The sequence below is a fragment of the Pseudoalteromonas sp. SR43-2 genome (assembly GCF_014163885.1).
Taxonomy (GTDB): domain Bacteria; phylum Pseudomonadota; class Gammaproteobacteria; order Enterobacterales; family Alteromonadaceae; genus Pseudoalteromonas; species Pseudoalteromonas distincta.
In genome coordinates this window covers 123,345-137,326 of sequence record NZ_JACJED010000002.1, presented here as the reverse complement: position 1 = coordinate 137,326, position 13,982 = coordinate 123,345, and the positions used below count along the sequence as shown (strand labels likewise).

Annotated in this window: 11 protein-coding genes; 3 read left to right on the top strand and 8 right to left on the bottom strand. The window is 38.7% G+C overall.

Features of this window, described 5'->3' with window-relative positions; genetic code table 11:
* Positions 1-9: 9 nt before the first annotated feature.
* Both H5120_RS02255 and H5120_RS02250 read right to left on the bottom strand, forming a co-directional pair.
* Complete coding sequence (locus tag H5120_RS02255) at positions 10-1,332, bottom strand: glycoside-pentoside-hexuronide (GPH):cation symporter (RefSeq protein ID WP_182673458.1); 1,323 nt, start codon at positions 1,330-1,332, stop codon at positions 10-12.
* Positions 1,333-1,378: 46 nt separating this feature from the next.
* Positions 1,379-2,707: a GH1 family beta-glucosidase gene (locus H5120_RS02250; protein ID WP_182673457.1), complete on the bottom strand. Its 1,329-nt coding sequence runs from the start codon at positions 2,705-2,707 to the stop codon at positions 1,379-1,381.
* A 267-nt stretch (positions 2,708-2,974) separates the two neighbouring features.
* Here H5120_RS02250 and H5120_RS02245 point away from each other — a divergent pair, with 267 nt between their 5' ends.
* Both H5120_RS02245 and H5120_RS02240 read left to right on the top strand, forming a co-directional pair.
* Positions 2,975-4,249 carry a sugar MFS transporter gene (locus H5120_RS02245; RefSeq protein ID WP_182673456.1) on the top strand — a complete coding sequence of 425 codons (1,275 nt, stop codon included), beginning with the start codon at positions 2,975-2,977 and terminating at the stop codon, positions 4,247-4,249.
* The gene (locus tag H5120_RS02240) at positions 4,249-6,801 is read left to right on the top strand and encodes an exo 1,3/1,4-beta-D-glucan glucohydrolase (RefSeq protein ID WP_182673455.1); all 2,553 of its coding nucleotides are present in this window, start codon (positions 4,249-4,251) and stop codon (positions 6,799-6,801) included. The genes H5120_RS02245 and H5120_RS02240 overlap by 1 nt, the downstream gene beginning before the upstream one ends.
* Positions 6,802-6,888: 87 nt before the next feature.
* Here H5120_RS02240 and H5120_RS02235 read toward each other — a convergent pair whose 3' ends face one another.
* Positions 6,889-8,052, bottom strand: a complete 1,164-nt coding sequence (locus H5120_RS02235; protein ID WP_182673454.1) for a GGDEF domain-containing protein — start codon at positions 8,050-8,052, stop codon at positions 6,889-6,891.
* A gap of 155 nt (positions 8,053-8,207) precedes the next feature.
* Positions 8,208-9,098, bottom strand: coding sequence for a TIGR01777 family oxidoreductase (locus H5120_RS02230; protein ID WP_182673453.1), 891 nt, complete (start codon positions 9,096-9,098; stop codon positions 8,208-8,210).
* A 170-nt stretch (positions 9,099-9,268) separates the two neighbouring features.
* Here H5120_RS02230 and H5120_RS02225 point away from each other — a divergent pair, with 170 nt between their 5' ends.
* The gene (locus H5120_RS02225) at positions 9,269-10,306 is read left to right on the top strand and encodes an AI-2E family transporter (protein ID WP_182672216.1); all 1,038 of its coding nucleotides are present in this window, start codon (positions 9,269-9,271) and stop codon (positions 10,304-10,306) included.
* 69 nt (positions 10,307-10,375) lie between these two features.
* Here H5120_RS02225 and H5120_RS02220 read toward each other — a convergent pair whose 3' ends face one another.
* The 4 genes from H5120_RS02220 to H5120_RS02205 form a co-directional block, all read right to left on the bottom strand.
* A complete protein-coding gene (locus tag H5120_RS02220; protein ID WP_182673452.1) occupies positions 10,376-11,455 on the bottom strand; it encodes an FAD-dependent oxidoreductase in 1,080 nt (359 codons plus the stop codon).
* Between the two features lie 123 nt (positions 11,456-11,578).
* Positions 11,579-11,989, bottom strand: a complete 411-nt coding sequence (locus H5120_RS02215) for a hypothetical protein (protein WP_182673451.1) — start codon at positions 11,987-11,989, stop codon at positions 11,579-11,581.
* Positions 11,976-13,313 carry an ATP-binding protein gene (locus tag H5120_RS02210; RefSeq protein WP_182673450.1) on the bottom strand — a complete coding sequence of 446 codons (1,338 nt, stop codon included), beginning with the start codon at positions 13,311-13,313 and terminating at the stop codon, positions 11,976-11,978. The genes H5120_RS02215 and H5120_RS02210 overlap by 14 nt, the downstream gene beginning before the upstream one ends.
* The gene (locus H5120_RS02205; RefSeq protein WP_002959806.1) at positions 13,307-13,981 is read right to left on the bottom strand and encodes a response regulator transcription factor; all 675 of its coding nucleotides are present in this window, start codon (positions 13,979-13,981) and stop codon (positions 13,307-13,309) included. The genes H5120_RS02210 and H5120_RS02205 overlap by 7 nt, the downstream gene beginning before the upstream one ends.
* Position 13,982: the final 1 nt, after the last annotated feature.

The window sequence follows — 13,982 nt, the reverse complement described above, 5'->3', positions numbered from 1 at the left end:
GTATATATCTTAACTAGTTGTTAGTTTAGATTGAATATTTTCAACAACCTGATTAGTCAGTGTATATTTTTTCATTATGTAGGCAACAAATAATGAGCCTAAAGCAGGTAGTACAGTGAATGACAGTAAAATACCGTGCTGGGTATCAAGAGTTTGTACTGCATCGGCCTGATAACTGTAAAAAGATAACAACCAGCCTGCAATTGCGCCGCCTACAGCCACGCCCATTTTAATAAAAAATATAACGCCTGAATAAACCAAACCCGTAATGCGTACCCCTGTTTTTTCATGCCCGTAATCTATGGTGTCGGCCATTTTTGCCCATAACAACGGGGTTGCCATATCTAAAAAGAACTTCCATAAAATAAAGGCAATAAATGCGAGTACTAATTGATCTTTACTAATAAAGTAGCTAAAACCACAAATAGCGGCAGCAATAACTTGTAAGCTTATATAGGCTTTTATTTTACAAAAGCGCTTTGCAAGCGGTTGAGCTAAAGCACACCCTAGCATGCTTGCTGCAACGCCTAGTGTCATAAATAAGGTGATTAAATCGTCTCGACCTAAATAGTATTTTACGTAGTAAACAGCAAGCGTAAGCCTTAATACTTGACCGGTAAGTAAAAAAAACGCAGCTAAGCAAAGCGTTCGCCATTGATCGTTTTTAATTAATGCTTTAACACTTTGGGCAAAAGGAATGTTTTGCTCTTTTGGTTGTTGTATACGCTCTTTTGTGCCTAAAAAACAAAGTAAAAAAAGTACAAAGCCTAAAGTGCTCATTGCAGTCATGGTGTATTGATAGCCCTTAGCTGCATCGCCTTGGCCAAAGTACTCAACCATTGGCATAGTGCAACCCGCTACTATTACACCGCCTAACATACCAAATACAAAGCGGTAAGACTGAATAGTCACGCGCTCTTTTACGTCGCTTGTAAGTACACCGCCCAATGCACAATAAGGAATATTGATAGCGGTGTAAGCCACCATAAGTAGTGTGTAAGTAGTAAAGGCGTAAATTATTTTATCGGTGCCTTCTAAATCAGGCGTAGTAAACGCTAAAATACTAATAATGGCAAAAGGAAGCGAAAGCCACAGTAAATAGGGGCGAAAGTGCCCCCAGCGCGTATGTGTTTTGTCAGCAAGGTTGCCCATTAATGGGTCGGTTACGGCATCAAAAATACGTACTGCTAAAAACATAGTACCGACAACAGCGGGTGATAAACCCACTACGTCTGTGTAGTACAGCATTAAAAACATCATAACTGTTTGAAAAATAATATTACTGGCGGTGTCGCCTAAGCCATACGCTATTTTTTCTTTTACACTGACCATGATTATTTATCCCGCTTTATACTTGTTTTTAGTTATGGGTATGCTCTTATCTTTTAGAGATGAGTTCTTTATAAGCTAAGCCACTGTTTTTAATAGTGCGTTGCTGGGTTTTATAATCTACATACACAATACCAAAACGTTTTAAATAGCCTTCTGCCCATTCAAAGTTATCCATTAGGCTCCAAGCAAAGTAGCCATGTATAACAACACCTTGTTCAATTGCATTATGAACCGCGTTTAAATGAGTATTATAATAACTTAAACGGTCTAAGTCGTTAACTTCACCATTATTATACGTATCGGGCATTGCTGCACCATTTTCGGTTATATAAATAGGCGGTAAGGTGTATGTTTTATTAAGCGATACGAGCAAGTCAGTGAACGATTGCGGGTAAATTTCCCACCCCATATCAGTTAGCGGGCCTGTAGGTGCAATAGGCTCATAAATGTCAGTAGGGTGCGCTTTATAAACTTGGCGGGTATAAAAGTTAATACCTAAGTAATCAATAGATTGAGAAATTAGTTCCATATCGCCCTCAAGAATCTCAGGCTGATGGTTTAATGGTAATTGATTAATTATATCAGGATATTGGGCATCAATTATTGGTTTTATATACCACTGATTAAGATAGTCGTCTGCAAATGCAGTGGCTTTTAAGTCTTCATCACTTTGAGTAAGGCTATAACACGGCGTAAAGTTAAGCACTATGCCATTTAATGTATTAGGCGAGTTTTGCTTTAATACGCTCATAGCGAGTCCGTGGGCTAATAATAAATGGTGCGCTGCTTTACGGCCATATTCTTTACCCACTTTACCTGGGGCATGAATACCAATTTCGTAACCTAAAAACGCACTACAAAATGGTTCATTCAATGTGGCGTAAGAGTGAACGCGATCGCCAAAGGCTTTGGTAATTAAATTTACGTAATGTTCAAAAGCGTAAGCTGTTTGTCTGTTAAGCCAACCGCCTTCATCTTCAAGGTGTTGCGGTAAATCCCAGTGGTACAAAGTAACAAAGGCTTTAATATTGCGACGTTTTAGCTCATCTAAAATATCAGTATAAAACTTCACGCCTACAGGATTTAACTTTGCGTCTTGGGTCATCACACGCGGCCATGAAATAGAAAGCCTGTAAGCATCTACGCCAAGTGACTCAATAAGGTCTATATCATCACGCCAAAGGTTATAGTGATCGCACGCGGTATGACCGTCTGAGCAATCGACTATTTTATTGGGCGTATCGCAAAAAGTGTCCCAAATACATGGGAGACGATCTTGTGATCCGCCTTCTATTTGAAAAGAAGCTGTGGCCACACCGTATACAAAGTTTTTAGATAAAAGCGGTGAATGGGGTGGTAGTGATAATTTTGTCATTAATAACAAACCTTTTGTTAGTCATTTACAGAGAAATCAGCTCTGTGTTTTTGCTTAATTAATGCTGTATGAGGGTACAAAAAATAAAAAGTGTTGAAATATACAGCTTGTTCGTATTTAATTGCATATGAAAGCGCTTACATTTAAGGTTAGTGTTTATTAATTCTTAGGTCAACTCTTTAATGCTTCTGGATGGTTTAAAGACAGCTGAAAACTAAAACAGGGCAGCTTAAGAATAGATTTATAATAATAAAATACGGAGAACACATGGCAAGTTCAGCACCAGTGACAACACACACACAGTCGCAAAACTATCAGGATGAAAATTACAGTTTTGCATTAACTTCTCTAACAACATTATTTTTTATGTGGGGATTTATAACCTGCTTAAATGATATTTTAATCCCACACTTAAAAGCCGTATTTAACTTAACGTATGTACAAGCCATGTTGGTTCAGTTTTGCTTTTTTGGCGCTTACTTTTTAATGTCACTTCCAAGTGGTTATATAGTTAAAAAGGTGGGCTATAAAAAAGGCATCGTGATTGGATTATTAATTGCAGCAGCCGGGTGTATATTATTTTACCCAGCAGCGTCTTTACATAGTTACCCTGTATTTTTATTCGCTTTATTTGTACTTGCCAGCGGCATAACGTTATTGCAAGTATCTGCTAATCCTTACGTAAGTTTGTTGGGCTCACCAAAAACTGCATCGTCTCGACTTACGCTTACCCAAGCTTTTAATGCATTAGGTACTACTGTTGCGCCATCATTTGGTGCTCTGTTAATTCTAGATTCAGCGTCAGAAGCCTTTTTAACACCAGCTCAAAATGCAGAGTCAGTTCAACTTCCTTACCTCCTTTTAGCTGCAATGCTTATTTTACTAGCCGGTATTTTTGCTTGGCTTAAATTACCAGACATTATGAGCGAGCAAAAAGCAGAAGCCGAAAAATCAGAAGCAATTGAAGGCAGTGCTTGGCAGTATCGCCATCTTGTATTAGGTGCTGTGGGTATATTTATGTATGTAGGCGCCGAAGTGGCAATTGGTAGCTTTTTAGTAAGCTTTTTAGCACAAGAAAATATAGCAGGGCTAAAAGAGAATGTTGCAGCTCATTACATCACTTATTATTTTGGTGGTGCTATGGTTGGGCGTTTTATTGGTGCTGCTGTAATGCAAAAACTACCCGCTGGTAAAGTACTTGGCTTTAACGCAACCATGGCTATTATTTTAGTCATTATTGCCATGAGCACGTCGGGTCAATTAGCAATGTGGTCAATCCTATTGGTTGGTTTATTCAATTCTATTATGTTCCCCACTATTTTTAGTTTAGCGTTAAATGGACTTGGTAAGCATACCGCTCAAGGCTCTGGTATTTTGTGTTTGGCGATTGTAGGTGGTGCAATAGTGCCACTTTTACAAGGTGCACTTGCTGATAGTGTGGGTGTTCAACTTTCGTATGTTTTACCTATTTTATGTTACATATTTATTGTTTTTTACGGCCTACGAGGCAGCAAACCAGTATTAGTGAAGGAGCCATCATAATGAAAACGACTTTTAAACTTAATGCATTAGCAATTGCAACGTTAGTAGGAAGTGTTACTGCACTAAGCGGATGTACTAACGAAAGCAATGTTGAAAAAGTAAATGTTGAAGCGCAATCAGAGCTTGAGAAAATTTGGCCAAAGCTTTCAATTGCAGTGAAAAAAGACCCTGCTATTGAAGCTCAAATTCTCACGTTTTTAGAAAATATGACGCTTGAGCAAAAAGTAGCGCAAATGATTCAACCAGAAATTCGTGATATTACCGTTGAAGACATGCGTAAATATGGTTTTGGCTCTTACCTTAATGGCGGTGGTGCTTTTCCTAATGGCGATAAACATGCAACGCCAGAGGATTGGGTTGCACTTGCAGAAAAAATGTATCAAGCATCTATTGATGACTCAGTGGATGGCAGCAAAATTCCAACTATGTGGGGCACCGATGCAGTACATGGTCATAATAACGTAATTGGCGCGACACTTTTTCCACATAATATTGGTTTAGGCGCAGCTAATAACCCCGATTTAATAGAGCAAATAGCGTCTATTACCGCAGTAGAAGTAATGGCTACGGGGATAGATTGGGTATTTGCACCCACTGTAGCAGTAGTACGAGACGACCGATGGGGCAGAACGTACGAAGGCTATTCTGAGGATCCAAAAATTGTTCACGATTACTCAGCAGCGATTGTAAATGGATTGCAAGGTAAAGCCGATGGCGACTTTTTAAGTGATAAGCGCGTTATTAGCACTGTTAAGCACTTTATTGGCGATGGCGGCACCGTTGATGGGGATGATCAGGGAAATAATATAGACAGCGAGCAATCGCTATTTGATATTCATGCTCAAGGTTACGTAGGTGGTTTGTCGGCAGGTAGTCAATCTGTTATGGCATCTTTTAATAGCTGGAATGGCGTTAAAAATCACGGCAATAAATACTTACTTACAGATGTATTAAAAACACGTATGGGTTTTGATGGTTTTGTAGTGGGTGATTGGAACGGCCATGGGCAAATTAAAGGCTGTACTAACGAAAGCTGCCCAGAAGCGGTAAATGCTGGCCTTGATATTTTTATGGTGCCAACAGGTGCCTGGAAGCCACTATATGAAAATACAATTGCACAAGTAAATGCAGGTAAAATAAGTATGAGCCGCATTGATGATGCGGTGGCACGTATTTTACGCGTTAAATTACGCGCTGGGTTATTTGATAAACCAAGTCCGGCTAAGCGTCTTTACTCGGGTAAAACAGATCTTATTGGCGCGCAAGCGCATCGCGAAGTAGCACGTCAAGCTGTACGCGAATCGCTTGTATTACTTAAAAATAAAAATAACCTATTACCTATCGCAGCTAATCAACGCGTACTTGTTGCTGGTGATGGTGCCGATAATATAGGCAAACAGTCGGGTGGTTGGAGTATTACGTGGCAGGGGACTAATAATAAAAATGCTGATTTCCCTGGTGCTACTTCGATATATAAAGGGCTTGAAGAGCAAATATCTGCAGCAGGTGGAAGTGTTACTTTAAGTGCTGATGGTACGTTTGAACAACGTCCTGATGTTGCCATTGTTGTATTTGGTGAGGAACCTTACGCAGAAGGGCACGGCGATAAAGATAACCTTGAGTTTGAGCGCGGAAATAAAAAGTCATTAGCACTTTTAAGCTCGTTAAAAGAGCAAGGCATCCCTGTTTTATCTGTGTTTATTTCAGGTCGACCTATGTGGGTGAACAGCGAACTTAACGCATCTGATGCGTTTGTAGCTGCATGGTTACCAGGTACAGAAGGTGCGGGTATTGCTGATGTGTTATTAAAAGCGGCAGACGGCACCATCCAAAATAACTTTAAAGGTAAGCTATCGTTTTCTTGGCCTAAATCGGCGGTACAAACTGCGGTTAATAAAGGCGATGAAAATTACGATCCATTACTTCCTTATGGTTTTGGTTTAACGTATGGCGATAAAAACGTGCTAGCTGACGACCTTGATGAAGACTCTAAACTTGATAACTCAGGGCTTACAAGTATGGATATACTTGTTGGTGCACCTGTAGCACCATGGCGCTTATTGTTAAAATCGGGCGATGAGCTTTTAGATGTATCGAGTAGTACCCATGAATTTGGTGCAATTAAATACCGTACTGAGGACAAAACAGTACAAGAAGACGCGCGCCAATTTAACTTCAGCGGTGCAGAAAAAGCCAGTGCTGAAATAGTAACAAGCTTTGCAGAAGATACCATTGCCTACGTTGAAGCAAACAGTGTGATTAGCTTTGATATTAAATTAAACGAGGCACTAACGAACGATGTAGCCCTTGCTATGACTTGTTCTGGTGAGTGTGGTGCAAGCATTGATTTAGCAAACGTCGTGGATAAAACTATTGAAAATAAATGGCAGTCAGTATCAATCGATTTAGGTTGTTTTGCAGATAAGGGTGTTAATTTTGCAAACCTAACAAGCCCATTTAGCTTACACAGCAATGGTAAAGCATCAATTTCTGTAGCTAATATTCAGTTTGTACCAAATAAGGCGGACGAGGCTACACTTTCTTGTAGGTAGTTTACAAACTCTATTGTGTGTATACCAAAGCCCTTCGAATGAAGGGCTTTTTTTATGTAGGTATTAGGGCGTATTTATCTTTGACGATTAGCTTTGCATTAATAAGCTTTTTTCATCAAAGGTAACTACTTTGTCTCGGCCTGTTTCTTTAGCTAAGTAAAGGCGTTTATCCGCATAAGCAAGTAGCTCTTTTATTGTGGCCTCACCATTGATTGCATTACTTACTCCAGCGCTTACGGAAAGTTTTATATGCTGATTTTCATGATAAAAAGCTTGAGTGCTTATATTCTTTCTTAACAGCTCAGCATCACTTTTTGCTGCACTAAGGGTGTAATCAGGTAGTAAAATGGCAAATTCTTCTCCGCCAATTCTGGCACTAATACCTACATTTAAAAATTGCTCTTTAATAAAGTGAGATATCCACTTAATTGCGTGGTCGCCCGCTTCGTGACCAAACTGATCGTTTACACGTTTAAAAAAATCAATATCGAGCAAAATAACAGACACATTTTTGTCTATATTTTTAGGATCACTTAGTGCTTCTTTACTTTTTGTAAAAAAGCCACGGCGATTAAGTAATTGGCTTAAAGTATCGGTGTTAGCAAGGCTTGAAAGTGTATGCTCTGTATTAGAGGCCAGCAGGTATGGCAATATTAGTGCGCTACAAGTGGCCAAAATTAAATGGCTACTTAAGATAAGTTGCAGTGGCTCTATGTAGTTCGGCGAATTAATACTAAAAATAGATATTGCCAATAATGTTGTTTGTATGAGCATTAAAATGCTGTGAATTGAAAAACAAACTATCAGCGCTTTTTTTTGCAAAGTGGCTACAAAGTTCATCTGCTTAATAATATATGCGGAATATAGGTATAAAACCGAAATAATTAAGCTTGTCAGCACTTGCCCTGCAGGGTCTGAATATATGGGTAATAAAGCAACCCCCGTTAATCCAAGGAGACAATACAGAGGTTTTAAGTTTAGTGCCTTACTGTGCTTATATTTATTTAACCCAATAATAATTAACAATGGACTTAGTAATATAAAAATATCAGCCAAATAGTGAGTAATAAAAGGCGCGTCTATTACTAACTTTAAACAGGCAAGTAACTCGGCAAATGCAAAGGTAATGCACGCTAGGCCAAATAATAAAAATGATGTTTGTTTTTTAAAGTTATGTACGGATAAAAAAAACAAGCCTATTAATACGTTAAGAATAAAAGAGAGACTGATCACAGTAGGCAGGTGTAGCATTTAAGATTCTCTTTTATTAAAGATAGGCGTGGTTGGCGTGGAAAACGTGCTGATTATTATGTATTAATGTTTAAAGGTCAATATGGGTAAAAAGTAGTAATTTACCCATATATCTAATTTGAAAGGGATTTTAACTGAACGAATATTAACGCCCGCTAAACCAAGCTCTCTAAAGCCGATTTTATATCAGGGTGATGAAAACGATAATTATGAACGAGTGCCTTTTTAGGGACTACAAATTGCCCCGTTGTTAGTAAGTCTGACATTTCACCCATTAATAGTTTAAGTACTGGGGTTGGCATAGTGATAAATGCAGGTCGAGAGAGCGCCTCGCCTAAGCTTTTACTAAATTGAGCATTGCTTACAGGGTTGGGTGCTGTTGCGTTAACAGGGCCTGATATTTCTGGGTGTTTAATAATAAAGAGTATTAGCTGAAACATATCGTCGATGTGTATCCACGACATGCCTTGCTCGCCATTACCAATCGGGCCACCCAAGCATAATTTAAAAGCAGGCAACATTTTTCCAAGTGCACCTCCTTTTTTAGCTAAAACAATACCCGTTCGCAAAAGACATACTCTGGTTTGTTCTGATTGGGCGAGTAGTGCTGCATTTTCCCAGTCTTTACAAAGCTGGTGGCTAAATTCATCGTGTGGGCGTTCAAAAGTTTCATCAATAGGATTACTATTTTGTCGACCATAAAAACCAATTGCACTGCCAGATATAAAAGTATGCGGGGGTATACTACAGGCTTTAATAGCTTCACTAATTTGCTGTGTAATATCAATACGACTGTTTCGTATTATTTGCTTTTGTTTGTCGCTCCAGCGTTTATTTACAATCGGCTCGCCAGCGAGATTAATAACGATATCAACAGTGTTAAAGTCAACATCACTAATGTCACTTACGGCTTTAACTTTGTGGCCTAATAATACGTTTGCTTTAGTTGGATTGCGGCTAAGTACAGTAACAGTATTATGATGAAGTAAAAAAGGGCATAAGTGCTTACCAATTAATCCGGTCGCGCCAGTTATAAATATATGCATTATTCATCCTTACAATAAAATAGAAGCAAGTGATTAAAAAACATACTCGCTAGCAAACAGCTTTGCAAATTTATACGTAAAACAGGCTTTTATGATCACTTCGTAATTATTTCATTTAATTACCTTTTGCCTTACACTGGGACGATATAGTTAATAAAAGGATTAATAAATTGGCAAGTTTAACTGGAGTAAATAAAAGCTTAATAGTTTTTGCTTCCTTAGTAGTGGTCCTCGCTGGAATAAAAGCCGCGAGTGTAATTATTATTCCGTTTATTTTGGCGGCATTTATTGCCATTATTTGTAACCCGCTTATCAAGTTTTTTGCGCGCTACAAAATTCCTAAAGGCATTGCTGTTATGTTGGTCGTGCTGATTATAGTTGGCTTAGGGGTAAGCCTTGGCGGGCTTGTAGGGCAATCTATCAACGATTTTTCTCAGCAGCTTCCTGAGTATAAAACACAACTTAAAGAAGAATTTGTGTGGCTGGTCGATTTAGCATCTCAATACAACATACTGATCAATAAAGATCAGTTAATTAATATGTTCGACCCTGGCAAAATGGTTGATGTGGCCACTAATATGCTCACAGGATTAGGTGGCGTAATGGCAAACATGTTTTTAATTATTTTAACGGTTGTTTTTATGCTGTTTGAAGGGCCAATGTTGAGCAAGAAAATACATATGGCACTTGAAGACCCTGATAGTAAAATGAAGCAAATTGACCGCTTTTTAGAATCTATTAATTCATACTTGGCAATTAAAACGCTAGTAAGTTTAGGGACGGGTATTATTGCTGCGTTTTACTTATGGATTTTAGACGTTGACTACTTTGTGCTTTGGGGCGTGTTGGCATTTATGTTCAATTACATTCCAAATATAGGTTCAATTATTGCGGCTGTACCAGCTGTATTACTTGCCCTTATTACTCAAGGCCCATTAGTGGCAGGACTTGTTGCTGCAGGGTATTTAACAATAAATACGATAATGGGTAATATTGTAGAGCCTAAATTTTTGGGTAAAGGGCTGGGTCTTTCAACGTTAGTGGTGTTTTTATCATTAATATTTTGGGGCTGGTTATTAGGTACTGTGGGTATGCTTTTATCTGTACCATTAACAATGATTGTAAAAATAGCCCTAGAAGCCAGTGCAGAGGGCAAGTGGGTTGCCACTTTACTGGGCAGTGGTGAAGACGTTACTAAAAATAACTAACATTTATAACCATCAAGGGCTGTAAAATTAAAACCCTTGATGGTTAAGTTATCAATAAATACAGGGCTATTAATTAATAAACGATTTAATAGCGCCATCCACTGCGTTTATTGCGCCTTCTAAATACCCTGCTTCTTGTTTTGCAAACTCACTCGCTACAAAATGAATGTTGAGGTTACTTAATTGCTCTTCCAAGTTTGAAAAATCAAATTCTGGGTGCTGTGAAGGCTGAGTTTGATCGTCCCTATTAGCTACAAATTTATCCTCTGCCCAGTCTTTAATAAAGTATCCGGTTGCCTTTTCAGCATCCTTACCATAAAAGTAGCTGAGCTGTTGGGCACAGGCTTGAATTAATTGCTCTTGAGTTACTTGGTTTCGTGATAAGTAGGGCACACCTATAAAGCCAAATAATGCGGCGTAATTACTATCCTCAGCACTGGCATCGTGAATCTCGACCATAGGGCCTACGCGACTAAAGCATTGCCCAGATAAGTTTTTATCACGCCAAAATGCATGTTCAAAAGTAGCTATAAATTTGGCTTGTCCTGCCATCCATGTAGGTACACTACTGAGGCGGTTTATGAGTGTTGGATTCGCCCATAGTTCAGGTGTTAAATGCGTTGTAACCATACGAGGAGGAATTGCTGAAATTAATTTGCCAGTAGTAAAGTGCTTTATATTACCTAAGTGATTAACAGTAACTTGCCAGCTATTATCGTTCTTTTTAAGCTCAGTGACATTGTGTTCTAATAATATTGAATCAGGATTAAGTTTCTCGTATAAGGCAGTTATTAAGGTATTCATGCTATGTTTGAGTCTAAATAGTTGCATATCTCCAGCGCCTGCAATTTGTTGAGGTTGCTTGGAGTTAGGTGCTTGATATAACACATCACCTTTATTGTATTGCTCAAATATACTTAAGTTGAGTGACTTAATTAGCGCTTGAATTTTTGGTTGGTGGGGAAATATCCACGTAGGACCCAAATCAAAACTAACATCGTTATTTATTGGTGATTGCGCGGCAAAAATTCGGCCACCCAATTGCGATTTAGCCTCTAATAATAAGTACTCAATATTAAGTAGTTGTAATTTATACGCACTGTATAAACCAGCAAGCCCGCCACCTATAATAATTACTGGTTTAGTCATCTGTTTACCCATTAGTTTTTAGCAATCTACTAGTAGGTAGTTTGTTTTGATATGAATAAATTGTCAAGTAAGCTAAAGGGAGTGAGTAAATAAACGTAACTAGTTTAGTGTGCTTAAGTTACGTCAAAATGGGGGTTTTAGTGATTCTGTAAATTGATTTATAAGCTCAATTTCACACAGTTTATAGCTAATGGCTGCGGTTGTCGCATTAGGAAGTTTTATTAAGTAGCGCCATTGGCAGGCGCTCTCAAGGTACTTTTCATTATTTTTAATGCTGCGCATAAATAACGGCAGCACTTGCGTATTGCCTGTGCTTTCTTGTGATTGAGTTAGCTCATATTTACGCTTTTGTATCCAACTGCTTTGTGCTTGTTTTGCTTTATCAATTTGGCTATCTAGGCATTGAATATATCGCTTAGCTTCATCGGTTGTTGCTTTAGCGGCTAAAGTACATGCTTCATCTGCAAAGCTGTATTGGCTTGAAGCTAATAACACAATGGCAGTTAGTTGTAATAAATGGTTACTTTTTGTCATTGTAATTAAACTCTAAAATAAATTGAGCGCCGCCTAAGTTATCAGCTTCTGTAATGGTAAGTGTACCGCGATAGGACTTAACCAAGTCAGATACAATTGCCATCCCTACGCCGTGTCCGCTTTCGTATGTATCCAGACGAGTACCCCGTGTAAGTAGAGATTCACGTTTGTCCTCTGGTACGCCAGGGCCATCATCGCTAATTCCAATACACAAAGTTTTGCTTTGAATAACTTGTATTGCTACTTGTGAGCGACACGCTTTACAGGCGTTATCAATCAGGTTGCCAAGTAATTCCATTAAATCTGTTTGGTCACCTAAAAAGTAATCTTTTTCGGTTACGGTGCAGGTAAAAATAATATCTTTATCACGGTACACTTTTGCCATAGCACTGAGTATTGAATCGAGTACTGGCTTAATAGGTGTTTGTTTTTTCCAGGTGTCTGATGCACCGGTTGCAGCACGCTTTAATTGGTGCTCGATCATCACATTAATTCTGTCGAGTTGTTCTTGTGCATCGGCATCGTTTGCCAATGGACTTGATTTAAGTACCGCAAGCGGTGTTTTAAGTGCATGAGCAAGGTCGCTTAATGAGGCTCTGTAACGCTCTTTTTGGCGTTGTTGAGACTCAAGTAGCAAGTTCAGGTCTGCTTTTATTGTTTGCAGTTCTACAGGGTAGAGGCCTTTAATCTCTTGAATATCACCCGATTCAATTGCTTTTATTTCTTTATCGAGTCGTTGGAGTGGGCGAGCGCTCCAAATAAAACCAATCGCCATAAGGCCTGCAATTGCAATGCCCATGATAAACATCCAATCTACAAGGGTTTGCTTAAAGCCATCCATTAAACGAAGTAGAGCGTCATTACGTTTAACTAATATAAAGCGAGCTTGTTCTGATTGATCTATGTTATTTAAAATTACAGTCAGGCTAAGTTGCCAGTACGCGGTGTTATTATACTCCACGCGCCTGAAATCGGCAGCACCGGCTTTGGTTTCTATTTGCTCTGGTACATAGTTTAAATTTACAGCCGATTCTGAGTTCCAAACAGGATCATCATCTCGGTAAATCATTGCGTAGGTATCTGAATTTAATCTGTTTAACTCAGGCGCTAAAATAGTGCTGGGCATAATAATACCATGCTCAGTAAAGTCGACTTCAGATATTAGCGAGTAAAGCTGTGCTTCGAGAGTTTTTTCAGTCGCATCAACAAGTGAAGCGTAATACGCTTTGCCAATTGAATAAAATAAGATAGGGAGTGCGACTAATAAAACAAAGACAAGGATAAATCCTTGCCTTATTTTTAACGATATTTGCGGTATTACCACTGGCTTTTAAGCCTGTAACCACGCCCACGTAGTGTCTCTACTGGGTTTAGCACACCATCAGGGTCAAGCTTTTTACGCAAACGTAGTACAAATACTTCAATTACGTTTGAATCAAGATCGAAATCTTGGTCGTAAATATGCTCAGTAAGTTCTGATTTAGAAATTACTTTTTGCGGATTTACCATTAAGTATTCAAGTACTTTATACTCGTAAGCTGTAAGGCTAAGCTCTTTATCATCAACCCATACTTGTTGAGAACGTGTATGAATTTTAATTGGGCCCGCAGTCATTTCTGGATTTGCTTTACCAGCACTGCGACGAATTAATGCATTACAACGTGCAATAAGTTCTTCAACATGAAATGGTTTGGTAAGGTAGTCATCAGCACCTGCATCTAAACCTTCTACTTTATCCTGCCAGCGATCGCGCGCTGTTAAGATTAAAATAGGAATAGTAATGCCTTGTGCTCGTGCTTTATTGATTAGCTCAATACCGTCTATTTTAGGTAAACCTAAATCAACTACGGCCATATCAAGCGGGTATTCTGTAATGTGGAAAAGACCTGCTTCACCATCGTGACATAAATCCACGCTGTAACGTTCTTTTTCTAAAGCATTACGTAGGTTATCTGCTAAATGTAAATCGTCTTCAATAACTAAAATTCGCATT

Coding starts and splice junctions, on each gene's coding strand:
- H5120_RS02205 (WP_002959806.1), bottom strand. CDS start 13,981: ATGCGAATTTTAGTTATTGAAGACGATTTACATTTAGCAGATAACCTA.
- H5120_RS02245 (WP_182673456.1), top strand. CDS start 2,975: ATGGCAAGTTCAGCACCAGTGACAACACACACACAGTCGCAAAACTAT.
- H5120_RS02240 (WP_182673455.1), top strand. CDS start 4,249: ATGAAAACGACTTTTAAACTTAATGCATTAGCAATTGCAACGTTAGTA.
- H5120_RS02220 (WP_182673452.1), bottom strand. CDS start 11,455: ATGACTAAACCAGTAATTATTATAGGTGGCGGGCTTGCTGGTTTATAC.
- H5120_RS02255 (WP_182673458.1), bottom strand. CDS start 1,332: ATGGTCAGTGTAAAAGAAAAAATAGCGTATGGCTTAGGCGACACCGCC.
- H5120_RS02230 (WP_182673453.1), bottom strand. CDS start 9,098: ATGCATATATTTATAACTGGCGCGACCGGATTAATTGGTAAGCACTTA.
- H5120_RS02235 (WP_182673454.1), bottom strand. CDS start 8,052: ATGCTACACCTGCCTACTGTGATCAGTCTCTCTTTTATTCTTAACGTA.
- H5120_RS02250 (WP_182673457.1), bottom strand. CDS start 2,707: ATGACAAAATTATCACTACCACCCCATTCACCGCTTTTATCTAAAAAC.
- H5120_RS02215 (WP_182673451.1), bottom strand. CDS start 11,989: ATGACAAAAAGTAACCATTTATTACAACTAACTGCCATTGTGTTATTA.